General features: G+C 69.0%; 26 protein-coding genes. 16 read left to right on the top strand and 10 right to left on the bottom strand.

Annotation, left to right across the window (positions count from 1 at the left end):
* Positions 1–6: 6 nt before the first annotated feature.
* Positions 7–999, bottom strand: a complete 993-nt coding sequence (locus tag AB0F44_RS19080) for an NAD-dependent epimerase/dehydratase family protein (RefSeq protein ID WP_357358025.1) — start codon at positions 997–999, stop codon at positions 7–9.
* Positions 1000–1179: 180 nt separating this feature from the next.
* Here AB0F44_RS19080 and AB0F44_RS19075 point away from each other — a divergent pair, with 180 nt between their 5' ends.
* From AB0F44_RS19075 to AB0F44_RS19065, 3 genes are read left to right on the top strand one after another with little or no spacing between them, the layout of a single operon-like run.
* Positions 1180–1974 (top strand): sigma-70 family RNA polymerase sigma factor, encoded by a 795-nt coding sequence (locus tag AB0F44_RS19075; RefSeq protein WP_160024229.1) that lies wholly within the window; start codon positions 1180–1182, stop codon positions 1972–1974.
* A gap of 58 nt (positions 1975–2032) precedes the next feature.
* Entirely contained in the window at positions 2033–2257 is a 225-nt protein-coding gene (locus AB0F44_RS19070) for a hypothetical protein (protein WP_160024230.1), read from the top strand.
* Positions 2254–2520: a hypothetical protein gene (locus AB0F44_RS19065; RefSeq protein ID WP_160024231.1), complete on the top strand. Its 267-nt coding sequence runs from the start codon at positions 2254–2256 to the stop codon at positions 2518–2520. The genes AB0F44_RS19070 and AB0F44_RS19065 overlap by 4 nt, the downstream gene beginning before the upstream one ends.
* A gap of 80 nt (positions 2521–2600) precedes the next feature.
* Here the strand turns inward: AB0F44_RS19065 and AB0F44_RS19060 are convergent, their stop codons facing one another.
* The 4 genes from AB0F44_RS19060 to AB0F44_RS19045 form a co-directional block, all read right to left on the bottom strand.
* Positions 2601–2927: a plasmid stabilization protein gene (locus AB0F44_RS19060; protein ID WP_160024232.1), complete on the bottom strand. Its 327-nt coding sequence runs from the start codon at positions 2925–2927 to the stop codon at positions 2601–2603.
* A 1-nt stretch (position 2928) separates the two neighbouring features.
* Positions 2929–3075, bottom strand: a complete 147-nt coding sequence (locus AB0F44_RS19055) for a hypothetical protein (protein ID WP_160024233.1) — start codon at positions 3073–3075, stop codon at positions 2929–2931.
* Positions 3076–3103: 28 nt separating this feature from the next.
* A complete protein-coding gene (locus AB0F44_RS19050) occupies positions 3104–3625 on the bottom strand; it encodes a sigma-70 family RNA polymerase sigma factor (RefSeq protein WP_350844316.1) in 522 nt (173 codons plus the stop codon).
* Between the two features lie 188 nt (positions 3626–3813).
* Positions 3814–4485, bottom strand: a complete 672-nt coding sequence (locus AB0F44_RS19045) for a response regulator transcription factor (protein WP_160024235.1) — start codon at positions 4483–4485, stop codon at positions 3814–3816.
* A 105-nt stretch (positions 4486–4590) separates the two neighbouring features.
* Here AB0F44_RS19045 and AB0F44_RS19040 point away from each other — a divergent pair, with 105 nt between their 5' ends.
* Both AB0F44_RS19040 and AB0F44_RS19035 read left to right on the top strand, forming a co-directional pair.
* A complete protein-coding gene (locus AB0F44_RS19040; RefSeq protein WP_357358022.1) occupies positions 4591–5166 on the top strand; it encodes a hemerythrin domain-containing protein in 576 nt (191 codons plus the stop codon).
* A 72-nt stretch (positions 5167–5238) separates the two neighbouring features.
* Positions 5239–5436, top strand: a complete 198-nt coding sequence (locus tag AB0F44_RS19035; protein WP_350844320.1) for a hypothetical protein — start codon at positions 5239–5241, stop codon at positions 5434–5436.
* Positions 5437–5439: 3 nt separating this feature from the next.
* Here the strand turns inward: AB0F44_RS19035 and AB0F44_RS19030 are convergent, their stop codons facing one another.
* A complete protein-coding gene (locus AB0F44_RS19030) occupies positions 5440–7461 on the bottom strand; it encodes a M3 family metallopeptidase (protein WP_357358019.1) in 2022 nt (673 codons plus the stop codon).
* 61 nt (positions 7462–7522) lie between these two features.
* Here AB0F44_RS19030 and AB0F44_RS19025 point away from each other — a divergent pair, with 61 nt between their 5' ends.
* The 5 genes from AB0F44_RS19025 to tuf all read left to right on the top strand — a co-directional run bounded on the left by AB0F44_RS19025 (position 7523) and on the right by tuf (position 15327).
* Positions 7523–8020 (top strand): carbonic anhydrase, encoded by a 498-nt coding sequence (locus tag AB0F44_RS19025; protein ID WP_160024239.1) that lies wholly within the window; start codon positions 7523–7525, stop codon positions 8018–8020.
* Between the two features lie 88 nt (positions 8021–8108).
* Positions 8109–8888, top strand: coding sequence for an ABC transporter ATP-binding protein (locus tag AB0F44_RS19020; RefSeq protein ID WP_357358017.1), 780 nt, complete (start codon positions 8109–8111; stop codon positions 8886–8888).
* Positions 8889–8973: 85 nt separating this feature from the next.
* Positions 8974–11583: an FtsX-like permease family protein gene (locus AB0F44_RS19015; protein WP_357358015.1), complete on the top strand. Its 2610-nt coding sequence runs from the start codon at positions 8974–8976 to the stop codon at positions 11581–11583.
* Positions 11584–11593: 10 nt separating this feature from the next.
* On the top strand, positions 11594–13858 hold the full coding sequence (locus AB0F44_RS19010) for an FdhF/YdeP family oxidoreductase (protein WP_357358013.1): 2265 nt from the start codon (positions 11594–11596) through the stop codon (positions 13856–13858).
* A gap of 281 nt (positions 13859–14139) precedes the next feature.
* Positions 14140–15327 carry an elongation factor Tu gene (gene tuf / locus AB0F44_RS19005; RefSeq protein WP_357358011.1) on the top strand — a complete coding sequence of 396 codons (1188 nt, stop codon included), beginning with the start codon at positions 14140–14142 and terminating at the stop codon, positions 15325–15327.
* Between the two features lie 66 nt (positions 15328–15393).
* Here the strand turns inward: tuf and AB0F44_RS19000 are convergent, their stop codons facing one another.
* Together AB0F44_RS19000 and AB0F44_RS18995 are read right to left on the bottom strand one after the other, a co-directional pair.
* Positions 15394–15846: a PaaI family thioesterase gene (locus AB0F44_RS19000; RefSeq protein ID WP_357358179.1), complete on the bottom strand. Its 453-nt coding sequence runs from the start codon at positions 15844–15846 to the stop codon at positions 15394–15396.
* 25 nt (positions 15847–15871) lie between these two features.
* Positions 15872–16819 (bottom strand): NAD(P)-dependent oxidoreductase, encoded by a 948-nt coding sequence (locus tag AB0F44_RS18995; protein ID WP_357358010.1) that lies wholly within the window; start codon positions 16817–16819, stop codon positions 15872–15874.
* Between the two features lie 82 nt (positions 16820–16901).
* Between AB0F44_RS18995 and AB0F44_RS18990 the strand changes: the two genes are divergently transcribed.
* On the top strand, positions 16902–17798 hold the full coding sequence (locus AB0F44_RS18990; RefSeq protein WP_357358008.1) for an RNA polymerase sigma-70 factor: 897 nt from the start codon (positions 16902–16904) through the stop codon (positions 17796–17798).
* A gap of 23 nt (positions 17799–17821) precedes the next feature.
* Here AB0F44_RS18990 and AB0F44_RS18985 read toward each other — a convergent pair whose 3' ends face one another.
* Both AB0F44_RS18985 and AB0F44_RS18980 read right to left on the bottom strand, forming a co-directional pair.
* Positions 17822–18244, bottom strand: a complete 423-nt coding sequence (locus AB0F44_RS18985; protein WP_160024247.1) for a hypothetical protein — start codon at positions 18242–18244, stop codon at positions 17822–17824.
* A 4-nt stretch (positions 18245–18248) separates the two neighbouring features.
* Positions 18249–20234: a DNA topoisomerase IV subunit B gene (locus AB0F44_RS18980; protein ID WP_357358177.1), complete on the bottom strand. Its 1986-nt coding sequence runs from the start codon at positions 20232–20234 to the stop codon at positions 18249–18251.
* A 469-nt stretch (positions 20235–20703) separates the two neighbouring features.
* On the opposite strand from AB0F44_RS18980, the gene AB0F44_RS18975 reads away from it, so the two are divergent.
* The 5 genes from AB0F44_RS18975 (at position 20704) to AB0F44_RS18955 (ending at position 24358) form a co-directional block, all read left to right on the top strand.
* The gene (locus AB0F44_RS18975) at positions 20704–20910 is read left to right on the top strand and encodes a hypothetical protein (protein ID WP_040756289.1); all 207 of its coding nucleotides are present in this window, start codon (positions 20704–20706) and stop codon (positions 20908–20910) included.
* Positions 20911–20998: 88 nt separating this feature from the next.
* Positions 20999–21487 (top strand): DUF456 domain-containing protein, encoded by a 489-nt coding sequence (locus tag AB0F44_RS18970; RefSeq protein WP_357358006.1) that lies wholly within the window; start codon positions 20999–21001, stop codon positions 21485–21487.
* A 196-nt stretch (positions 21488–21683) separates the two neighbouring features.
* Complete coding sequence (locus AB0F44_RS18965; RefSeq protein WP_357358175.1) at positions 21684–22457, top strand: ABC transporter ATP-binding protein; 774 nt, start codon at positions 21684–21686, stop codon at positions 22455–22457.
* The gene (locus AB0F44_RS18960; protein ID WP_357358004.1) at positions 22454–23311 is read left to right on the top strand and encodes an ABC transporter permease; all 858 of its coding nucleotides are present in this window, start codon (positions 22454–22456) and stop codon (positions 23309–23311) included. Before AB0F44_RS18965 ends, AB0F44_RS18960 begins: the two co-directional genes overlap by 4 nt.
* Positions 23312–23347: 36 nt before the next feature.
* Positions 23348–24358 (top strand): ABC transporter substrate-binding protein, encoded by a 1011-nt coding sequence (locus tag AB0F44_RS18955; protein ID WP_357358002.1) that lies wholly within the window; start codon positions 23348–23350, stop codon positions 24356–24358.
* The last annotated feature ends 164 nt before the right edge of the window (positions 24359–24522 follow it).

Here is a 24522-nt window from a genome sequence, read left to right as displayed (position 1 = left end):
CCGAGGTCAGCGCACCGATTCTGCGTCTGCTGCCGCCGTCGAGCTCGTCTCCTCGCGCCATCGCGCCGTTCGCTTGAGCCCCTCCTCGAGCGGCATCTCCGGCTCCCAGCCGAGCAGCAGCCGCGCGCGGGTCAGGTCCGGGCGGCGTACGTGCGGGTCGTCCGTCGGCAGCGCCACGTGGTGGATCCGCGACTCGGACCCGGTCAGCTCGATGATCATCCGGGCCAGCTCGAGCATCGTGACCTCGTAATCGTTGCCGATGTTGACCGGTCCGGCCACGTCGGCGCAGGCGAGCCGCAGAAGTCCCTCGACGGTGTCCTCGACCCAGCACAGGGACCGGGTCTGCGAGCCGTCACCCGCGACCGTCAGCGGAGCCCCGCTCAGGGCCTGGCCGAGGAAGGTCGGCACGACCCGGCCGTCATCGAGGCTCATCCGCGGGCCGTAGGTGCTGAAGAGGCGCGCCACCGCGACGTCGACGCCTCGCTCGCGGGCATAGGCCATCGTGGTCGCCTCCGCGAACCGCTGGCCCTCGTAGTAGACGCTGCGTACGCCGATCGGGTTGACGTGGCCCCAGTCCTCCTCGCGCTGGGGGTGCTCCTCGGGCTCCCCGTAGACCTCGGAGGTGGAGGTGAGCACGAACCTGGCGTTGTGGCGGGCGGCCAGCTCGAGTGCGTTGACCGTACCTTCGCTCGCCGCTCGTAGCGTCTCGAGAGGCAGCCGCTCGTAGTGCACCGGAGAGGCCGGACAGGCCAGGTGCATCACCAGGTCGACGCCACCGGGGTCGGGGATCGATCGGCTGGCGTCGGCGATGGTGATCGCGAAACCCGGGCGGCCGAAGAGGTGCTCGATCTTGTCGGCCGAGCCGGTGAGCAGGTTGTCGACGATCCACACCTGGGCCCCGGCGTCCAGGAGTCGCTCGCTCACCCACGATCCGAGGAATCCGGCCCCGCCGGTGACCACCACCCGGGCGCCGCGCAATGACTCTTCCCAGGCGTTCATCGGTGTTCCTCCCAGGGCGTGTGTCCGTTTCACCTGCCGGTACCCGCAGCCGCTCGTCCCAGCCCGGCCGTCCCGTTTACCACCCGCAGGGGTGGTTGCGGACCCCTACGACCCACACCCGCCGGGGTGAACCTTGCGCAGAAGCCGTTGGGAGACGGTCGTGTCGGGCACTACCTACACATGACGACGACAACTTTCGAGACAGACCTACCCCGGGCCGAGCGACAGCGTCTGACCTCAGAGCTGTTGGCGAAGGCACACACCGCGGAGGGTGAGGAGCAGGACCGGATCCTCGAGGAGGTGATCCTCCTCAACGCCGCGGTCGCCCGCTCGATCGCCCACCGCTACACCGGCCGTGGCATCCCCCGTGCGGACCTGGAGCAGGTGGCGTACATCGCCCTCGTCCGGGCCGCGAAGAGCTTCCACCCCGATCGTGCCGACGACTTCCTCACCTATGCGGTACCCACGATCCGCGGGGAGGTGAAGCGCTGGTTCCGTGACCACGGCTGGACGGTACGGCCGCCGCGACCCATCCAGGAGCTGCAGAGCACGCTGCTGCGGATCGGGTCGGAGCGAGGCAACCTGCCCACCTCCGAGCTGGCCGAGATCGCCCACGTGCCGGAGCAGAAGGTACGCGAGGCGCTCGATGCCCGCGGTTGCTTCACCCCGTCCTCGCTGGACGCTCCGCTGCGCCCGGGCGAGGCCCAGTCCTCGGCCGAGGCGACCATCGGCGACATGCTGCCCGGAGTCGACGGCGGACTCGCCGACTGCGAGACCCGTCTGGCCCTGGAGCAGGCGATTCACGTGCTGTGCCCGCGTGACCAGCTCGTGGTGAGGCTGCGCTTCATCGAGGACCGCAGCCAGGCAGAGATCGGCGAGGCCATCGGAGTCACCCAGACCCAGGTCTCCCGGATCCTGACCCGGATCATCGACGAGCTCCGTGAGCAGCTCGAAGGCGTAGGACTCGCCGCATGACCCGCACCCACGACGGGTACGGGACACGAAAGCCGACCCCGACACAAGGAGATCTGGCATGACGTACTCAACGATCACCGGCGAGCGCTCCAAGAACGCTCAGCGCTCGCTGTGGAACGGCACGACGCCCAAGACCAAGTGGCAGGAGTCGTCCTGGGGCAAGCGGCTCACGGCTGTCGCCGCCTTCGCGGTCCCGATCGTGATCACCGTCGCCACCACGGTCATCCGCAAGAAGGGCACCGAGGCGCTGCTGCGAAAGGTCAAGGGAGGTAAGAAGAAGTGAGGACGAAACGCAACCTCTTCACCTTCGCCCTGGGTGGGGTGGCCGGCTACGTCGTCGGCCGCTACCCCGCCGCCACGTACGAGAAGCTGCGTGACGGAGCCGGCATCACCCTGGGTCTGGCCCGCGAGCGGATCGGCATGATGTCCGAGACCTTCCCGATCGGGCGACCCGGCTACCACCGAGCCCCCACCCCGCCTCCGGACAACGCCGACGGCGTGTTCGAGCGGACCTCGACGGCGTACGTCTCGCGGCCGCATCCGTAGATGGTTGCAGGCTCAGCACACAGTTGTGGGCCGCCGACCCGATCACGGGTCGGCGGCCCACAGGTCTCCGTAGAACGGAACTAGCGCCCAACCGCCTTCTCGAGCTCGGCCTTGCTCATCTTCGAACGCCCCTTGACGTTCTTGTCCTTGGCCTCTTCGTACAGCTGGGCCTTGGTCCGGCCGCCGGAGCCGCGGTGGCTGCGCAAGCCACCGCGGCGGCCTGAGGAGATGTCCTTGGTCGAGGTGCGGCTGCTTTCGCGGGACTCTCCCCCGCGGGCACGCTCCTTGTTCACCGTACGAGCCGCGATCTCCTCGGCGGTGTCCTCGTTCTCACCGCGCTCGAGCAGACCTTCCTTGATGTGCTCGTACTGGCGTTCTCGCTTCTTGCTCCAGGCACGTTGCGGCATCTCAGCTCCTCCTCTTTCTCGGCTGATCGAAGCGCTCCTCGTCATCGGCGACGCGCTTGTTCCGGCGGGCGTCGTAGAGCCAGGCGGCAACGCCGACCAGGACGACGATCACCCCGATCACGGTGAAGATGACGGCTTGGGTAGTCATATCTTCCGGTACCCCCTCGATACATCGGTTACGCGGCGACGGCGACCCGCATCCGGCGGAGGATCCGGGCCAGGGCGCGGGAGACCTGCGCCTGGGTGGCGCCGATCCGCTCGCCGATCTCGGCCTGAGAAAGACCGTCGACGAACCGCAGCTGCAGGATCATCAGGTCCGCCTCACGGAGATCGCCGATCGCCTCCGCGACGACGACTCGCGCCTCGGCGCGGTCGAAGCCGGGGTCGGCCTCCCCCATCTGCTCGAGCAGCTCGTCGTCCACACCCTGCGGACGTACGCAGCGGGCCAGCTCGCGGAAGCAGTGGCGGATCTCGCCCTTGGCCATCGGCACGGCATAGCTCAGGAACTCGCCCTCGGCGGGGTCATAGCGGCGAGCAGCCTTCACCAGTCCCATGTGGGCGGCCTGGCGAAGGTCGTCGGCCTCGACGCCGCGGCCCGAGTAGCGGGCCGCAAGCGAGCGTGCCACCGGGAGGTGGCGTACGACCAGATCCTCCTGCTGAGGAGGGAGCAGCGGCGATGCATCCTGTGTCGTATCCATGACCCGAGTCTTTCGCGCGGACGTGCGAAAGACACCTGCTCAGGAGAGAAATGGCCCCCAGGGGTGAGCTCAACCCCCACAGCACACTCACCCCTGAGGGTTAGAACCGCGGTCCCGGGTCCGTTGCCGAGACCGCGGCACCGACAGCACAATCGTGGTGTCCACCGGCGTGCCGTGGCAGGCGGCAGTCACCCAGACTGCTCTGTCGATACGCTATCGGTAACCATCCGTGCCACCACCGATGCGCCCGGCTCCAGAGAATTCTCGTCGGGCGGCGCGAACCCGTGGGTGATCGCCCAACTGACCGCCTGGCTGCGGGTGGTGACGTCGATCTTTCGGTAGGCCTGACGGATGTGGCTCTTGAGCGTGTTCACGCTCACCACGAGCTTCTCGGCGATCTCCTTGTTGGACAGCCCCTGGGTGATCAGGGCAAGCACCTCGACCTCACGGGTGCTGAGCCCGGCGAGCGTGCCCATCGGGTCCTCGTGCTCGCCGATCGGCTCGCCGGCGGCGGCGAGCTCGATGCTGCGTACGAGATCACCGGCGTGCACGCTCATCGATACCCAGGAGCGGGCTCCCAGCGAGTAGGCCTGGGCCCTCAGATCGGGGCGCATGTCGCGGCTGAAGATCAGCACCTCGGCGTCGGTCTCGTGCAGCAGATGCTGCAGATCGGCGCCGTCGCTCAGGTACAGACCGTAGGTGTCGTAGAGGATCACGTCGACGCCCGGCGCACGGCTGCGTACCGACGGAAGCGCGGTCACGACCACCCGGTCGGGAAAGTCCGTGAGCATGCTCACGAGCCCCCGCACGACAACCTCCTGCGGGCTGACCACCGCGACCTGCACAACGCCCGACCTCATCACACCTGAACCATCTCAGATCAGTGGTCGATTGGACAGGTGTATGGGCAGAACACGCCGTGGGTACCTGGGGTTATGTCCACACATCCGAGACAGGAGCAGCCCATGTCCCACGTGACCGAAGACCTCAGGAAGGCCTCCGAGCTACCCGAGGGAGACGTGGTCAGGATCCTGCTGCAGCAGCACGCCGGCATCCGGCAGCTCTGCGCGACGGTGGGGAACTCCGAGGGCCCGGCCAAGCGCCAGGCGTTCGACGACCTCCGGGTCCTGCTCGCGGTGCACGAGACCGCCGAGCAGATCGTCGTCCACACGGTCACCTCGACCCATGGCGGCGAGACGCTCGCCAAGGCGCTCAACGCCGATGAGAAGGAGGCCACCGAGATGCTGGCCCGGCTCGAGGAGGTCGGCGTCGACAGCCCCGAGTTCGACGAGACCTTCCCGATCTTCCAGATCGCGGTCGAGCAGCACGCCGAAGAGGAGGAGCGTGTCGAGTTCCCGCTGCTTCTCAGCACGATCGACGAGACGGCTCGCCACATGATGGGCAAGCGCCTGACCGCGACCGAGCTCATCGCACCGACTCACCCCCACCCCGGCTCCGCCGGATCGGTGCCCAAGCAGCTGGCCACCATGCCGTTCCACTCCATCGCGGACCGTGTCAAGGACGCGCTGAGCCGATCCTGACGTGGCCGTGGCACAGTGGATGCTGAACGGCATCGACGACAGCAGCGAAGTCTTCAGATGGGAGCAGAGAACATGGTCGAGAAGGAAACCAAGGACCCGGTGACCGGCGCTGACGAGAGCACCGAGGCTCCGATCCCCTTCCCCACTCCGGATCGAGTCGAGGAGGAAGGCGCCGAGCGCGATCGCCAGGACGAGACCGAGGAAGAGACCTTTCCCGCCAGCGACCCGCAGTCCAGCTGGGCCGGTCCCGCGGATCCGCGGGACCGCTGACCCTCAGGCCAGGCCCCGGCGCTCCAGCAACGGAGCGATCGGGGCCGGCCGGCCGCGCCACTCCGCATAGGACTCCAGCGGGTCCCGAGTGCCGCCGATGCCGATCACATAACGGACGTACGCCTCGCCGTTCTCTCTCGTCAGGCCGCCGTTCTCCTTGAACCACGCGACCGTGTCGGCGTCGAGGACCTCGGACCAGATGTAGGAGTAGTACGCCGAGGCGTAGCCGCCGAAGATGTGCTTGAAGTACGCCGTGTAGTAGCGAGGCCGCACCGCCGGGTTGTCCAGGCCGACCGCCGAGAGCGCGGCCGCCTCGAACTCCTCGACAGCCTCCGGCGAGGTCGGTACGTCGGCCGGACCGAGCTCGTGCCAGGCGAGGTCGATGAGCGCGGCGGCCAGGTACTCGGAGGTCGCGAACCCCTCGTTGAACGTGGCGGACGCCTCGAGTTTGCCGAGCACGTCGGCCGGGATCGGCTCACCGGTCTCGTGATGTACGGCGTAGTTGGCGAGCACCTCGGGCCAGAGCATCCACATCTCGTTGACCTGGGACGGGTACTCGACGAAGTCGCGGTAGACCGACGTCGCGGCGAACCGCGGGTAGGTCGCCCGCGCGAGCAGCCCGTGGAGCGCGTGCCCGAACTCGTGGAAGAGCGTGTTGACCTGGTCGAACGTGAGCAGCGTCGGCTCCCCCGGCGCCGGCTTGGGCACGTTGAGGTTGTTGGTCACGACCGCCGACGGCTCACCCAGCAGCGTGTTGGCGGTGACGTAGGAGTTCATCCACGCGCCGCCCTTCTTCGAGTCCCGGGTGTAGAGGTCGAGCAGGAAGAGGCCGATCGGCTCGCCGTCGCGGGAGACCTCGAAGACGCGTACCTCGGGGTGGTAGCCCTGCAGGTCGGGGCGCTCCTCGAAGGTCAGCCCGTAGAGCCGGCCGGCGGCGAAGAAGACGCCGTCGCGCAGCACCCGGTCGGCCTCGAACCACGGCCGCAGCACGGCCAGGTCGACGTCGTACTCCGAGACTCGGACCCTCTCCGCGTAGTACGGCCAGTCCCAGGCCTCGATCGGCCCGCCCGCCGAGGCCTCGAGCGCGGACTGCTCAGCTCGGGCGTTGCGAGCCGCCGGCGCCGCCAGCCGCTCCAGCATGTCGCGGACGGCCTTCGGGGTGCCGGCGGTGTTGTCCGCGGTCACCAGACCGGCGTAGCTGTCGAACCCGAGCAGCTGGGCCTTCTCCGCCCGCAGCCGCAGCGCGTCGAGCGCGATGCCGCGGGTGTCGTTGGCGTTGCCGCGCGAGCCACGGGCGAGCTGGGCCTCGAACAGCCGCTGGCGCAGCTCCCGGTTCTCCAGCACCGACAGGTAGGGGTGGGCGGTGAACAGGGTCAGCGTGATCAGGAACTTGCCCGCCAGTCCCCTGCCCTCGGCGGCCGCCGCCGCCGCGGAGATCTCCCCCGGGGTCAGCCCGGCGAGCTCCTCGACGGTGTCGACGACCACGGCGAGGTCGTTGGAGTCGGCCTGCGCCGCCTGCCCGAACGCCGCCTCCAGCCCGGAGATCTCCTGGTTGAGCTCCCGCAGGCGTGCCTTCTCCGCCGGCCCCAGCGCAGCACCGGCGAGCACGAAGTCGCGGTGGTTGCGCTCGACCAGATAGCGGTCCTCGCCCTGCAGCTCGGCCCGCTTCTCATAGACCGCGTTCACCCGGGCGAAGAGCGCGTCGTCGAGGAGCAGCGCGTCGTGGTGGGCCGCCAGCCGTGGAGCGTACGCAGCATGGAGCTCGTCCAGATCGTCGTCGGAGTCCGCGGAGAGCAGCGAGAAGAAGATCCGCAGGACCCGGTCCAGCCGCTCGCCGGACCGCTCCAGGGCGACCAGCGTGTTCTCGAACGTCGGCTCCTCGGCCGAGGCCGTGATCGCGGCCAGCGCGGCCAGCTGCTCGGCCATCCCCTGCTCGATCGCCGGGCCGTAGTCCTCGATCGAGATGTCCGCGAAACGGGGCAGGCGGTGGGGCAGGTCACTGGGCTCGAGTAGGGCGTCGATCACATCACGCACGCTATCTGACACAGGTCGAGGTAGGCGCCGCGATATCGGCTACCTTGACCCCATGGCCGATTTCGATGACCTGCTTGCCGCGAACCAGACCTACGCCGACACGTTCGACACCGGCGGCTTCGACGGCGTCGCCCACGCCGGAGTGGCGATCGTGACCTGCATGGACTCCCGCATCGAGCCGCTGGCCATGCTGGGACTGAGCCTCGGGGACGCCAAGATCTTCCGCAACCCCGGTGGCCGGGTGACCCCGCAGGCGATGGAGGCGCTAGTGCTCGGCGTGCACCTCCTCAACGTCAAGCGCATCCTGATCGTGCCCCACACCCGCTGTGCGGTCGCCTCCAACACCGAGGCCGAGCTGCGCGCCAAGCTCTCCGAGTCCGCGGGCCAGGACGCGTCCTGGCTCGACCTGACCGTCGTCGTCGACGACCAGGCCCGCGCGCTCGCCGAGGACGTCGCCAAGGTCCGCTCGCACCCGTTCGTCCCCGAGGACGTCAAGGTCGGCGGGTTCATCTACGACGTCGACACGGGTCTGCTCAACCAGAAGATCTGAGCCGGCGAACCCGCGAAGCGGGTCGAGATCTACGAAATCGGTATAAACCCCGATGCGCGCTCACCATGGGTGAGCCAGAGTTGGGGTCGTGACCGACGCAGACCGACTCGAGATCGCCGCCCAGGCGATCGACCTGCACAAGACCTACGGCAAGGGCGCCGCAGAGGTCCGCGCGCTCGACGGCGTGAGCCTGGACCTCTATGCGGGGCAGTTCACCGCCATCATGGGTCCATCAGGCTCGGGCAAGTCGACGCTGATGCACTGCCTGGCGGCGCTCGACAAGCCCACGACCGGTGAGGTGATCGTCGGCGGTCGCAAGCTCGGCAAGATGCGCGACCGCCGCCTCACCTCGCTGCGGCGCGACAAGATCGGGTTCGTCTTCCAGGCGTTCAACCTGGTCCCGACGCTGACCGCGCAGGAGAACATCCTGCTGCCGCTCTCCTTGGCACGGAAGAAGCCGGACCCGGGGTGGTTCGACCAGGTCATCGACACCGTCGATCTGCGACCACGGCTCTCGCACAAGCCGAGCGAGCTCTCCGGCGGACAGCAGCAGCGGGTCGCCTGCGCCCGGGCGCTGGTCTCCAAGCCCGACATCGTCTTCGCCGACGAGCCGACCGGCAACCTCGACTCCACCTCGGCCGCCCAGGTGCTCGACTTCCTGCGTCACAGCGTCGACGACCTGGGCCAGACCATCGTGATGGTCTCCCACGACCCGGTCGCCGCCTCCTACTGCGACCGGGTGATCTTCCTGGCCGACGGCCGCATCGTCGACGAGCTGGCCAAGCCGAGCCGCGAGGAGATCCTGGCCCACATGGCCGACCTGCAGGCACGGGCGATGGGCCTGGCTCCGATCAGCGAAGGCGCCTGAGAGTGAACGAGCGTCAGCGAGTGAACCACACAGTCGGCACGCCGCCACGTCCGTACACCGGCGCTTGCGCAAGGAAGGTGGCGACGTGCTTCGGCTGACGCTGCGCAACCTCGCCGCGCACAAGGTGCGCCTGCTCATGTCGACGCTCGCGATCGTCCTGGGCGTGGCGTTCCTGGCCGGCGTACTCACCTTCTCCCACGGGCTCGACCGCACCTTCTCCGGGATCATCAACGGCTCCACGCCCGACGGCCAGGTACGCCCGACCAACAGCGCCAGCTCGGCTGAGGCCAGCCGCCCCGGCAGCGGCGGCGCGGCCACGCTGGAGCCGGCGGCCATCGAGAAGCTGCGTACACTGCCGGAGGTCGCCCGCGCCGACGGCGTCGTCCAGGGCGCGGGACTCTATGTGCTCGACACCGACGACAAGCTGGTCAGCAGCTCGGGTGCGCCGACGCTGGCGTTCAACCACACCGGAACCCCCAACCTGCTCGGCGAGCCGTCGCTCGAGCTCATCACCGGGAGCTGGCCGACCGGGGACAAGGAGCTCGTCCTCGACGAGGCGACCGCGGAGAAGGCCGGTTACCAGGTGGGCGACTCCGTCACCCTGATCGCACCCCAGGGCGAGACCCGCCGCAAGGTCACCCTCACCGGCACCGCCTCCTTCAACGGCGGAGGCACCGCGGGCGCGCAGCTGCTGATCTTCAGCACGGCCGGCGCCCAGAGCCTGTTCACCGAGGGCAAGGACGTCTACTCCGGGATCTCGTTGACCGCCGCCCCCGGCGTCTCCCAGAAGGAGCTCGTCGAGGCCGCGGAGACGGTGGTCCCGCAGGGGTTCGAGGCCGTCACCGGCGACAAGATGGTCGAGGAGTCCGAGGACGCGATCGGCGAGTTCCTCGACGTGATCTCGGTCTTCCTGATCGTCTTCGCGGTGATCGCGGTCATCGTCGGGGCCTTCATCATCGTCAACACCTTCTCCATCCTGATCGCGCAGCGCTCCCGCCAGCTGGCGCTGCTCCGCGCCCTGGGGGCCTCCCGCCGCCAGGTCACCACCTCGGTGCTCTTCGAGGCGCTGGTGATGTCGCTGATCGCGGCCACCATCGGCGTCCTCGCCGGCTGGGGGCTGGCCCACGCCCTGGCCGCCGTCTTCCGTCAGGCGGGTCTGGAGATCGCCTCCGACGTCCTCACCCTCACCCCGCGCACCATCTGGATCTCCTACGCCGTGGGCGTCTGCGTCACGCTCGCCGCGGCCCTGCTCCCCTCCCGCCGGGCCGGGAAGGTCCCGCCCGTGGCGGCGATGCGCGAGGACACCCAGCCTCCGACCAGATCCACCATCCTGCGTACGTCGGTGGGCCTCGTCCTGCTGGTCGCCGGGCTCGCGATCGCGGCGGTGCCACGGATCGGGGTCCCGGAGATCACCCTTCCTGGCGGCTTCGACGTGCCCACGAGCCCGGCGCTGTGGGTCGGCGTCGGGGCCGGGGTCTCGATCCTCTCGGTCGCCTGGATCAGCGCGTTCCTCGGCCGCCCGGTGCTGGCGGCGCTGCGTACCGTCTCGGGGTTCGTCTTCGGGATGACCGGAAAGCTGGCCGGCCAGAACGCGATGCGCGACCCGCGGCGCACCGGCGCCACCGCGTCGGCGCTGATGATCGGCCTGGCGCTGGTCTCCCTGATCGGCGTGCTCGCCGCCTCGATGAACGCCTCGATCTCCGACGTGGTCGAGGAGCAGTTCAAACCCGACCTGGTCGTGCAGAGCCCGACCTTCACCCCGTTCCCGACCTCGATCGGCGACGAGATGGAGAAAGTGGAGGGCGTGGCGACCGTCTCCCGCTCGCAGATCGCCCAGGCCGTCGTCGGCAAGGTGGACCTGCAGAACCCGAAGAAGAACGAGGTCGAATTCCTCTTCGGCGTCGACGAGCACTTGCCGCAGGTATATGACCTGGACGTGCTCGAGGGCAGCGAGGACGTGAAGCCCGGCCAGGTGCTGGTCACCGACGAGGCCGCGAAGGAGCACAAGTGGCAGCTCGGCGACCGCATCGACCTCACCTTCGTCAGCGGCCGCCAGCAGCACCCGCAGATCAGCGGGATCATCGCCCAGACCCAGGTCACCGGCGACATCACGGTGCGCATCGAGGACCTCGTCGCGGCCAAGGTGCCGCGCGAGGACGCCTCGCTGAGCATCATGCTCGCCCGCGGCGCCGACCCGGCCGTCGTCCACGACCGCCTCGACAAGCTCGTCGAGGACCGGCCGGTGGTCGCGGTGCAGGACAAGGAGGAGTTCGCCGAGTCGATCAAGGGGCAGGTCAACCAGCTGCTCTACATGATCTACGGCCTGCTCGCGCTCGCGATCGTGATCGCCGTGATCGGCATCGTCAACACCCTCGGCCTCAGCGTCATCGAGCGCACCCGCGAGATCGGGCTGCTGCGCGCCATCGGTCTCTCCCGCAGCCAGCTGCGCCGGATGATCACCCTGGAGTCGGTGACGATCGCTGTCCTCGGCGCGGTCCTCGGGCTCGCCCTCGGGGTGCTCTTCGGGGTGCTGCTGCGCGACGCGCTGCGCGAAGACCTCACCAGCCTGTGGGTGCCGCTCGACCAGCTGGCCGTCTTCATGGCGATCGCCGTGGTCGTCGGCGTCCTGGCCGCGCTCCTCCCGGCCATCCGCGCCGGGAGGGAAGACGTCCTCAAGGCGATCGCCTCGGAGTAGTGTGCCTCGGGTGAGCACCGAGCACTCCGTAGACCTGCCCGAACCCACCCTCCGCGTCACCGAGCCGGAGACGGCCGCGGTCGGACTCCCCGGAGTGGCCCACTCGATGGAGTACGCGCTGCGCGAGATGGGCCCCAAGCGCAGCCTGCAGACGCTGCTCAAGGTCAACCAGGTCGGCGGCTTCGACTGCCCCTCGTGCGCCTGGCCGGACCCCGACCACCGCAAGGCGGCAGAGTTCTGCGAGAACGGCGCCAAGGCGGTGGCGTGGGAGGCGACCCGCAAACGGGTCGACCGCGACTTCTTCGCGGCCAACTCGGTCGCCTCGCTCCACGAGCGCGACGACCACTGGCTGGAGTCGCAGGGCCGGCTGACCGAGCCGATGTACGTCGCCCGCGGCGAGACCCACTACTCCCCCATCACCTGGTCCGACGCGATCTCGCTGATCGCGGATCGGATGCGCGCGACCGACCCTGACCGTTCGGTCTTCTACACCTCCGGCCGCGCGTCGAATGAGGCCGCGTTCGTCTACCAGCTGCTCGCCCGCCAGCTCGGCACCAACAACCTGCCCGACTGCTCCAACATGTGCCACGAGTCCAGTGGCACCGCGCTCGGCGAGGTCATCGGCATCGGCAAGGGCACAGTCACCTACGACGACCTCGCCGAACACTCCGACCTGATCTTCGTCGTCGGCCAGAACCCCGGCACCAACCACCCACGGATGCTGACCGCGCTCGAGTCCGCCAAGGAGAACGGCGCCAAGGTCATCTCGATCAACCCGCTGCGCGAGGCCGGGATGGGGAGGTTCCGCAACCCCCAGACCGTACGCGGCGTCACCGGCGTCGGCACCCAACTCGCCGACGTCCACGTGCCCGTGCAGGTCAACGGCGACCTCGCCCTGTTCGCCGGGATCAACAAACTGCTCGTCGAGCGCGACGCCATCGCGCACCCCTTCATCGAGGCGCACACCGACGGCTTCGAGGTCGCGGCACAGGCCTGGGCGGCCATGGAGTGGGACGAGATCACCCGGCTCAGCGGCATCTCCCGTGAGGAGATCGAGTCCCTGACCGACCTGGTCGAGTCCCGCGAGCGCGTCATCGTGTGCTGGGCGATGGGCCTGACCCAGCACAAGAACTCGGTCGCCACGATCCGCGAGATCGCCTCCTTCCTGCTGCTGCGCGGCAACATCGGCAAGCCGGGCGCAGGCGCCTGCCCGGTCCGTGGCCACTCCAACGTGCAGGGCGACCGCACGATGGGCATCTGGGAGAAGCCGCCGGCGTGGTTCCTCGACGCGGTCGGCGACGAGTTCGGCATCAAGGTGCCGCGTGAGGACGGCTTCGACGTGGTCGCCGCGATCGAGGCGATGCGCGACGGCGCCGTCGACGTCTTCCTCGCCCTGGGCGGCAACTTCGCCGCCGCGACCCCCGACACCGCCGTCACCACGGCCGCGCTGGCCAACGTCGGCCTCACCGTCCAGGTCTCGACCAAGCTCAACCGCAGCCACCTCCACCACGGCCGCGAAGGCCTGATCCTCCCCTGCCTGGGCCGCACCGAGCGCGACGAGACCGGCGGCCGCGAGCAGTACGTCACCGTCGAGGACTCGATGGGCATGGTCCACGCCTCCCACGGCCGTCTGCTCCCGGGCTCGAAGGAGCTGCGCAGCGAGGTCGGCATCGTCTGCGCCATCGGCGAGGCGCTCTTCGGCTCGGACAACGGTGTGGACTGGGCCGCGATGGGCGCGGACTACTCCCGGATCCGCTGGCACATCTCCGCGGTGATCCCCGGGTTCGAGGACTTCGAGACCCGACTGAAGGCGCCCGGTGGCTTCGCCCTGCCCAACGGCCCGCGCGACTCGCGTACGTTCAACACCGCGACCGGTCGGGCCTTGGTCACCGCCAACCCGCTGACCGCGATCTCGGCTCCCCCGGGCCACCTGCTGCTGCAGACGCTGCGGTCCCACGACCAGTTCAACACCACGGTCTACGGCTACAACGACCGCTACCGCGGCATCAAGGGCGGGCGCCACGTCGTCTTCGTCAACCCCGAGGACCTCCTCGAGCAGGGCATCGCCGACGGCGACACCGTCGACATCGTCTCGGTCTGGACCGACGGCGAGCGCCGTGCCGAGGGCTTCCGCGTCGTCGCCTACGCCACCCCTCGCGGCTCCGCCGCGGCTTACTTCCCGGAGACCAACGTCCTCATCCCCCTCGACTCCTACGCCGACGGCAGCCGCACCCCGACCTCGAAGTCGGTCGTCGTACGCCTGGAGGCGCGCTAGCCGGGAATTACATTGCTGGTGTCTGTGTTGGCATCTAACGTGATCAGCATGTTCCGCGTGGTTTCCGAGCACCACCTGTCAGGCAAGAGCCTGACGGGCGCTCCCACGTGGGCACCGTCAGTCGATTGCACCGGCGCGCGAAGCTGACCCTCCTCCTGCTCTGCAGGACCCGCGGAGGAGGGTGGCCCGCACCGGCCCCCTCATCGCGGTGACAGCGCTGTGAGGGCTTGCCGGAGGGTCCTGGCTCACCCCGAAATCTTCTGACACACGAAGGAACTCTCATGGCCAAGGGCCAGTTCGTGCGGACCAAGCCGCACCTCAACATCGGGACGATGGGTCACGTCGACCACGGCAAGACCACCCTGACCGCCGCGATCACCAAGGTGCTCGCGGAGCGCGACCCGAGCGTGAACCGCTTCATCGCCTTCGACGGCATCGACCGTGCGCCGGAGGAGCTGCAGCGCGGGATCACGATCAACATCTCGCACGTCGAGTACGAGACCGCGACCCGGCACTACGCGCACGTCGACATGCCCGGGCACGCCGACTACGTGAAGAACATGATCACCGGCGCTGCCCAGGTGGACGCCGCGATCCTGGTCGTCTCCGCGCAGGACGGCGCCATGCCGCAGACGCGCGAGCACGTGCTGCTCGCGCGCCGGGTGGGCGTGCCGTACCTGGTGGTGGCGCTCAACAAGGCCGACACCGTCGACGACCCCGAGCTGCTCGACCTGGTCGAGCTGGAGGTCCGTGACCTCCTCTCGGAGTACGGGTTCCCCGGCGACGACGTACCTGTCGTCCGGGTCTCCGGACTCAAGGCGCTGGAGGGCGACCCGGAGTGGACCGCCGCGATCGGTGACCTGCTGGACGCGATCGACGGCAACGTGCCGGTGCCGGAGCGCGAGCTCGGCGAGCCGTTCCTGATGCCGATCGAGAACGTCGTCACCATCACCGGTCGCGGGACCGTGGTCACCGGGGCCGTCGAGCGCGGGTCGCTGAAGGTCGGCGACGCGGTCGAGGTCGTGGGCCTCGGCGCGACGATCACCAGCACGGCGATCGGGATGGAGACGTTCGGCAAGTCGCTGGAGTCCGCGGACGCGGGCGACAACGCGGCGGTGCTGCTGCGTGGCGTCAAGCGCGACGAGGTCCGTCGCGGCCAGGTGGTGGCGCTGCCGGGCAGCGTACGGCCGCATCGGAAGTTCCGGGCGAACCTGCACGCGCTGTCCACTGCCGAGGGTGGCCGGCACACGCCGTTCGCCGCGGACTACCGGCCGCAGTTCTACTTCCGGACCACGGACGTGCCCGGCGGGATCGACCTGGGTGAGATCGCCCTGGTCATGCCCGGCGACACGATCGAGCTCGGAGTGGAGCTGGAGAAGCCGATCGCGATGAACGTCGGACTCGGCTTCGCGGTCCGCGAAGGCGGTCACACCGTCGCCGCCGGCACCGTGACCGAGCTGCTCGACTAGCTCGACCGAGATACGGAACGGCCCTCACCTGGTGGGGGCCGTTCCCTCATTTCTCAGTCAGGGGTCTCAGTCGCGGGGGCGCCAGCGCTTCCACAGCGCCTCGCCCTCGGCGCGGACCTTCCCGTCCCACTCCAGCCGCACCACCGAGGTGATCTGGTCCTCGCTGGCGTCCTTGGTGGAGGCGACGAGCGTGACCGGCTCCTTGAGCGGAGCCGGCCGCCGGTAGCGTACGTCGATCCCGGCCGTGACGTAGGCCAGGGACTCCCCCTCGGCGGGCATCCAGCCGTTGAGGAAGGCCTCCTGGTGCACCGCGGCGGCGCTGTGGCAGTCGAGCACGGTCGCGATGATCCCGCCGTTGAGGAACCCGCCGCCGTTGTCGTGCTGCGGCCACGGCTGGAAGGTCGCGGTCACGCTCCCGTCCAGCTGCGGATAGCTCTTCAGCTGGAGCCCCTGGGCGTTGGCCGGCCCGCACCCGAAGCAGGTCATCGTCGGCCACCACTCGTCCTGCAACGCGATCATCTTCACCGCGCCACCATAACCACGATCAGCCGATCCCGGTCCGGAAGCCCTCGCGCCAGGTGGCGTACGACGGCGTCCAGCCGAGCTCCCGCTTCGCCTTGGCGTTCGAGGAGCCGCGCACCGAGGTCATCAGCGCGACCCCGAACTCACCGATCAGCGGCCGGGCCAGCCAGGCCGGCAGGCGCATCGGGTTCCGGCCGCCGACCTGCTCGGCCAGGAACGGCATCCACTGGTTCACCGGAGCGGGATCGTCGTCGACGATGTTGTAGATGCCCGGCGCACCACGCTCGACCGCCGCGGCGGTCGCCGCCCCCACATCGTCGATGTGGACGAACGACCACACCCCGGTGCCGCCACCCACCACCGGCATCTTGCCCGCACGCAGCAGCTCGCCGATCGCGCCCTCGCGCGAGGCCGCGTTGCCGGGGCCGTAGAAGTTGCCGTAGCGCAGCACCAGCCCCTCGAGGTCCGACGCGGTGGTCACCGCCTCCTCCAGGTGACGGATCGCCGCCAGGGCGCCTCGCGCCTCCTTGCCGGGGTCGGTGATCATCGGGCTGCTCTCGTCCTTGACCCAGCCGCCGGTGCGCTCGTAGGTCCAGCCGCCACCGAAGCTCTGCGCGACGAACCGCCGCACGCCGGCTGCCCGGGACGCCGCCAGCAGGTGGTCGGTGCCCTCGGTACGCAGCCGGTTGGTCATCGCGAAGTCCTGGTCCCACTTCTTCAGATTGCCGCTGAGGCCGCCCAGCGCGGTGAGCTGGTGCACGACGACCTCGGGCTCGGCCTTGGCGACGGCGTCGTGGACGCTCTGCGCGTCCAGCGGGTCCATCACGATCCCGGTCGCGCCTATGCCGGCCAGGGCCTCGCGCCCCGCGTCGTGCCGGGTCGAGCCGAAGACCTCGTGCCCGGCGGCCACCAGGAGCGGCACCATCCGGACTCCGACCGCACCGGTTCCGCCTGCGATGAAGATACGCATCGTTCTGTTCCTTTCGTCGTTGTTGACCCCACCGACGAAACAACCTGCGCTCCTGTGACAGCTGGCGTAAGGTCCTGCACTCGTGGACCTCGCAAGCGCTCATGACGGGCTCCGCCCGCTGATGTTCTCGATCGCCTACCGGATGCTCGGCAGCGTCGCCGAGGCGGAAGACATCGTGCAGGAGGCGTTCCTGCGGATGCACCGCAGCAGCGAAGAGGTCGACAACCTCGATGCGTACGCCACCACGGTCACCACCCGGATCGCCATCGACACCTTGCGCTCGGCCCGCCACCGCCGTGAGCAGTACGTCGGCCCGTGGCTGCCCGAGCCGATCCTGGTCTCCGACGAGGACCCGAGCCACCGCCTCGAGCTCGACGAGACCGTCAGCACCGCCTTCCTGGTCCTGCTGGAGTCGCTCACGCCGGTCGAGCGCGCGGTGTTCGTGCTGCGTGAGGTGCTGGGCTACGACTACGAGGACATCGCACCCGTCGTCGACAAGAGCGCGACCAACTGCCGCCAGATCTTCACCCGTGCCCGCAAGCGGATCGCCGACGGCACGCCGCGGTTCGATCCCTCACGCGAGCGCCGCGACCAGCTCGCCTCGCAGTTCGTCGCGGCGCTGTCCGCGAGCGACATCGCCGGCCTGGAGCGGCTGCTCGCCGACGACGTCGTGTTCGTCGCCGACGGCGGCGGCCGGGCTCCAGCCATCCAGAAGCCCATGCTGGGCGCCGTCGCCGTCACCCGCTTCCTGCTCGGGCTCATGCGTCAGGGCGAGCGCTTCGGCGTACGTCTGGAGCTCTCGCACGCCAACGGTCAGCCGGCGATGCTGACCCGCGGCGCCGACGGCGCCCTGCTCGGAGTCATCGCCCTCGACGTCGACGGCGGCCGGATCGTACGCATGCACAACGTCCTCAACCCCGACAAGCTCGGTCACCTGGGCGAGGTCGGCGACCTCTTCGCACTGCTGGCCGAGCGCTGACCGGGCGTCAGCCGTCCAGGGCCCTACCCATCCAGGAACGTACGCAGCGACTGGTCGACCAGCGGCCGCCCCAGCGTCCCCTCCGCCAGCGCGTCGCGCAGCGCGGTGACCGAGTCGAGATCGGCGACGAGTGTCACCAGCTCATCGACCTCCTCGCCGATCTCTGCGGGTGTGGTGGCCGCGACCGGCCGGTCGAGCAGCAGCGGGCAGTCGACGGGGCCGCCCTCCGGCTCCGGGTGGCCGAGGGCGGCGACCCAGCAGCCGATCTCATAGCGCAGCGGAGCGCTCGGCCCGGCGCCCTGGGCGCGCAGGTCGACGTACCAGACGATGTCGTCGCTCTTGGGGTCGCCGAGCCGGTGATGGCCCTTGCGCAGCGGCATGCCGCCCGTCTTGAACGCCTTGGTCGCCGCTGTCCGGGCTGCCTTCTGGTCCATCGCTGAGGTCACGGCCCTAGAAGTCGAGGTCGGTCTCGGAGAGCTGACCGCCCCCGGCGACGATGAACTCCTTGCGCGGAGCTACCTCGGATCCCATCAACAGGTCGAAGACCGCCGCGGCCTCGTCGGCATCGTCCAGCGTCAGCCGGCGAAGCGTCCGTTGGCGCGGGTCCATGGTGGTCTCGGCCAGCTGGTCGGCGTCCATCTCACCCAGACCCTTGTAGCGCTGCACCGGGTCCTTCCAGGTGACGTTCTTCTTCTTCAGCTCGGCGAGCTTCCGCTGCAGCTCCGGGTCGGAGTAGGTGTAGATGTACTTCTCCATCCCCTTCTTGGGGTTGGAGATCTCGATCCGGTGCAACGGCGGGACCGCGGTGTAGACCTTGCCCGCGGCGATCAGCTCGGGCATGTACTTGAAGAACAGCGTCGCCAGCAGCGTACGGATGTGGGCGCCGTCGGAATCGGCGTCGGCCATGAAGATGATCTTGCCGTAGCGCGCCGCGTCCAGGTCGAAGCTGCGACCTGTGCCGGTCCCGACCACCTGGATGATCGAGGAGCACTCGGCGTTCTTCAGCATGTCGCCGACCGAGGCCTTCTGGACGTTGAGGATCTTGCCGCGGATCGGCAGCAGCGCCTGGAACTCCGAGTTGCGGGCCACCTTCGCGGTGCCGAGCGCGGAGTCACCCTCGACGATGAACAGCTCGGCCCGGTCGTCGGTGGTGCGGCAGTCGGCGAGCTTGGACGGCAGCGCGGAGGACTCCAGCGCGTTCTTGCGCCGCTGGTTCTCCTTCTGCTGACGCAGCGAGAGCCGGGTCTTGGAGGCGGCGTACACCTTCTCCATCACCAGCTTGGCCTGCTGCTTCTGCGCCCCGCGCGACTCGGTGAGGAACGTCTTCATCTCCGCGGCGACGACCTTGCGCACCACGCTGCGCGCAGCCGGGGTGCCGAGGATCTCCTTCGTCTGGCCCTCGAACTGCGGCTCGGCCAGACGCACCGTCACCACCGCGGTCAGACCCTCGAGGATGTCCTCCTTGACGATGTCCTTGTCGTTGACCTTGAGCACCTTGGTGGCGCGCATGGCGTCGTTGAACGTCTTGGTCAGCGCGTTCTCGAAGCCGCTGACGTGGGTGCCGCCCTTCGGGGTGGCGATCACGTTGACGAAGGAGCGGATCTCGTTGTCGTAGCCGCTGCCCCACCGCACCGCGATGTCGACGCCGAGCTCGCGCTCGACGTCCTGCGGCGTCATGTGGCCGGCGTCGTCGAGCATCGGCACGGTCTCGGTGAAGGTGTCCGAACCCTGCAGGCGGAGTACGCCGCTGACCGGCTCGTCCTTGGCCAGGAAGTCGACGAACTCGGCGATGCCGCCGTCGTGGCGGAACTTCTCCTCGACCGGGTCCTCGCCGGACAGGTCGCGGATGACCAGCTCGAGCCCGGGCACGATGAAGCTCGTCTGCCGGGCCCGGCCGAGCAGGCCCTCGAGCTCGAAGCGGGCGTCCTTGGTGAAGATCTGCCGGTCGGGCCAGAACCTGACCCTGGTTCCGCTCTTGCCCTTGGCGACTCGCTTGCCCTTGCGGGTCAGGCCGCTCTGCGGCGTGAAGGCGGCCGCCGGGCCGTCGCCGTCGAACACCCCGGGCACGCCCCGGCGGAACGACATCCCCTGCTGGGCCGGCGAGCGGTCCACGTCGATGTCCATCCGACTCGAGAGCGCGTTGACGACCGAGAGGCCGACACCGTGCAGACCGCCGGTCGCGTTGTAGGAGCCACCACCGAACTTGCCGCCCGCGTGCAGCTTGGTCGCGACCACCTCGACGCCCGGAAGCCCGGTGCGGGGCTCCTTGTCGGTCGGGATGCCACGGCCGTCGTCGTAGACCTCGACCGAGCCGTCGGGGTGCATCGTCACCTCGACGTGGCCGGCGACACCCGCCAGCGCCTCGTCGACGCCGTTGTCGATGATCTCCCACAGGCAGTGCATGAGGCCGCGGGTATCGGTCGAGCCGATGTACATACCGGGACGCTTGCGCACCGCCTCCAAGCCCTCGAGGACGAGGAGGTGCGCGGCGTTGTAGGTGTTGTCAGAGATGATCGGCTCCTGCGTAACTGCGTGGTACCCGGGGTACTGCGTGGGGGTGTTTCTTGGATGAAATCTACCGTGCGACACGCCCGGGTCTCACGCAGGCACGCGGCAACCGGCCCATGCGCCATCGTGCGGCACATGTACGTCGTGATCGGTCCGTTACGTGGAACTTGCGGGTTTCGATGCACGAAATGGTCGGTCGACAGGTAAGAATGTCTGTCACGGACAGCGATGTCCCGCGGGGTAGGTCCGACCCGGATCCCCAACCCGGAGCGACAACTGCAAGGATTAGAGGTGCGGCGGCGGTAAGAGTCCGCGAGGAAACGCTAGCGATCTAGGGAATCTTCCAAGACTCACGTACGTTATCCCGGCGCAATCATGATTCAGAAATGAGGCCGATGTGACCACTGCCGTTGCCACCAGCTCGCCGCTCACGTCCGAGGACCGTTGCGACCGGTGCGGAGCGCAGGCCTACGTACGCGCGGAGCTCCACTCCGGCGGCGAACTGCTGTTCTGCGCCCACCACGCCCGCGAGCACGGTGAGAAGCTCAAGGAGATCGCAAGCTCGATCACCGACGAGACGCACAAGCTCACCGAGAAGAACTGACCCCACCCACCGACTCCCCGAAGGCCCGGACCACGACGGTCCGGGCCTTCGGCGTCTCATGCGGTGTCACGGGGCTAGGGTTCGCTCCGTGAGTCTCGTCGAAGTTCTCGTCGCGCTGGTCATCGCCTTCGGCATCGCCGGCATCATCGTCCCTGTCCTCCCCGGCGGAGCGCTGCTCGTCGCCGCCGCGATCCTCGGCTGGGCCATCTGGCTGGGAGAGTCCACCGGGTGGGTGATCTTCGGCATCTCGGCCGCCTTCATCGCCATCGGGCTGATCACCAAGTACGCCATCCCCGGCAAGCGCCTCAAGGACTCCGGGATGCCGCTGTCCACCCAGATCGTCGGCGCGGTCCTGGCCATCATCGGCTTCTTCGTGATCCCCGTCGTCGGCATCTTCGTCGGCTTCCCCGTCGGCGTCTTCCTCGCCGAGCTCCGTCGCCACGGTGGTGACCCAGGTGCCGCCTGGACCTCCACCTGGACCGCCCTGAAGGCGATGGGCCTGTTCATCCTGATCGACGCCACCGCCTCCACGCTCGCCACCATCACCTGGGTCGTGGGGCTCGTCATCACGCCGTAGCCGCGCGCAGGAATACCCGGTTAACCGGGTATTCCTGCACTTCTCAGGTGTTGCAATGCCCGAGAAGTGCAGGAAACACCTGAGAAGTCCGACCCCTGGGCCGCTGCGGCCCGCGCCTCTCCAGGTCGCTATAGTCGAGTTACTTAGTTTTCTAAGTCGACTCTGACGACGCCATCCCTGGAGGTCTTCCGTGTCCATGCTCGAGGTCAGCGACGTACGCCTCGGCTATCTCGTCGACGGCGAGCCGCACCTCGCTGTCGGCGGGGTCTCGTTCTCCGTCCCGCGTGGATCGACGACGATGCTGCTCGGTCCGTCGGGCTGCGGGAAGTCGACCATCCTGAAGGCCGCTGCCGGGTTCCTACGCCCGTGGTCGGGCACGATCACCGTCTCCGGCCGCACCTCGGTCACGACGCCGGGGCCCGACCGGGCGGTCGTCTTCCAGGAGTTCGACCAGCTCTTCCCCTGGCGCACCGTGCGGGGCAACCTGGAGTTCCCGCTGCGCGCCAACGGACGCACCCGCGAGCAGGCCCGGGAGCGAGCCGACCGCTGGCTGACGACGATGGGGCTCGACCAGGCTGGGGCGCGCTATCCGCACCAGCTCTCGGGCGGCATGAAGCAGCGGGTCGCGATCGCCCGCGCGCTGGCGCTCGAACCCGACGTACTCCTCATGGACGAGCCGTTCGGCGCCCTCGACGCCCAGACCCGGGACCGGCTCCAGGGCGAGCTCAAGCAGGTCGCCGCCGAGACCGGCATCACGGTTCTCTTCGTCACCCACAGCATCGCCGAGGCGGTCTACGTCGGCGACCAGGTCGTCGTCCTCTCGACGCCACCGTCACACGTCGTGGACACCCTCGATGTACGCGGCCTCGACGACCCAACTGATCCGGCCTTCGTCGCCGCCCAGACCCGCCTGCGCGCCCTGCTCGCCGACGGGACCGACGGGTCGGGCGAGAGCGAGGCGGCGGCATGACCCAGACCGCTCCCCCGCCCACCGCTTCCCAGACGGCTGCCGACCTCCCCGGTGACCTGCCCAGGAGGCTGCCCCGCTGGGGCGACATCCCCACCGCCGTACGTCGCGGCCTCCTGCTCCTCACCCTGCTGCTCGCCTGGGATCTCGGTGTCCGGTTCGGCGCAGTCAGCCCGCTCGTGCTCGTCGGGCCGCTCGACGTCGCGCAGGCGATGGTCGAGGGCGTACGCAGCGGAGCGCTGGTCGACTCGACCTTGCTCACCCTGCGCATCCTCGGCCAGGCGCTTGCCATCGGGATCGTGGCCGCCGCGGCGCTGACCACGCTCGCCACCTGGACGACGATCGGCGAGGACCTGCTGGTCCTGCTCACCTCGATGCTCAACCCGCTGCCGGCGGTCGCGATCCTGCCGCTGGCGATGCTGTGGTTCGGCATCAACACCACAGCCCTGATCGTGGTGATCGCCAACGCCGTGATCTGGCCGATCGCGATCAACGTCAGCCAGGGCTTCCGCACCGCCAACCCCACCGTGGTCGCGGTCGGCCGCAACATCGGGCTCCGCGGCGTACGCCTGGTCTGGTACGTCCTCGTCCCCGCCGCCCTCCCGCATACCGTCTCCGGCCTGAAGAGCGCCTGGGCCTTCGGCTGGCGCACGATCATCGCCGCCGAGCTGGTCTTCGGCGTCGCCGGTGAGGGCGGCGGCCTGGGCTACTTCATCAACAACGCCAAGACCTACCTGCACATCGCCGACGCCTTCGCCGGTCTGGTCACCATCGCGCTGATCGGAATCCTCTTCGACCTCGTCTTCAGCTGGCTCGAGCGCCGCACCGTCGTGCGCTGGGGCATGAAGACCGCCTGACCACTCTCCGCCAACCCCACGTCAAGGAGCTCCCCCATGTCCCATCGCGGTCCCCGCCAAGGTTCCCGTCGAGGCGTACGCAGCCTGGCCGCCGTCTTCGCCGCCACCCTGCTCACCGGCGTACTCGCCGCCTGCGGCGCCGGAGCCGGCGACGACGGCCCGGCCGAGACGATCACGATCGGCTACCAGCCGGGCCTGGGGTACGCGACCCTGCTGGTCATCAAGGAGCAGAAGACGCTGGAGAAGGCGCTGCCCGACACCGAGATCAAGTGGCAGGAGCTCGACTCCGGCGGGGCGCTGCGCGACGCGGTCATCGCCGGCGACGTCCAGGTCGCCTCGATGGGCGCCTCGCCGTTCCTGGTCGGCGTCGATGCCGGCGTCGGCTGGAAGACGGTCGCCGCGATGAACCAGATGAACCTCCAGCTCATGGTCAAGGATCCGTCGATCAAGTCGCTGAAGGACCTGCCGAAGGACGCCAAGATCGCGATGCCTGCGCCCGACTCGATCCAGTCGCTGCCGCTGCGCAAGGCCGCCGGCGAGCAGCTCGGCGACCCGCACGCGCTCGACAAGAATATCGTCGGCATGGGCCACCCCGACGGCCTCCAGGCACTCGTCTCCGGCCAGATCGCCGGCCACCTCACCGCCCCGCCGTTCGTCGCCCAGGAGGCCGAGGCCGGCGCCCACCCGATCCTGAAGAGCTACGACCTCTTCGGTCGCACCACCTTCAACGCGATCTACGCCAAGCCCGACTTCCTCGACGCCAACCCCGACTTCACCAAGGCCTTCTACGCCGCCCTGAAGGAGTCCAACACCCTCCTCACCGACGACCCGGACAAGGCCGCCGAGCTCCTCTCCGCCGAGTCCGAGGGCGAGCTCACCGCCGCCGAGGTCAAGACCCAGATCACCGATCCCGACGTCACCTGGTCCCTGACCCCCACCGGCTTCGGCGAGTTCGCCGACTTCATGGAGTCGGTCGAGATGATCAAGAAGTCCCCGGCCACAGAGGACATCTACGTCGACAACGAGTTCAACACTGACGCCAGCTGACCCCTCCCCGCCGAATCGGTAGTTCTGGCGGCCGAGAAGGTAGTTGTGGGCGACGAAACTCTGGTTTCGCTGGACCACGCCGGGCTTCCTCGCCGATGCCGAGGAGACCGTGGTGACCAACGTGCTCGGTCCGATCCGGCTCATCGACGCGCTGGTGCCGCAGC

Origin of the sequence: Nocardioides sp. NPDC023903 (assembly GCF_040639295.1) — a bacterium.
Taxonomy (GTDB): Bacteria; Actinomycetota; Actinomycetes; order Propionibacteriales; family Nocardioidaceae; genus Nocardioides.
Note: the sequence above shows the minus strand (reverse complement) of the source record. Positions and strands in the feature narration are given on the sequence as shown.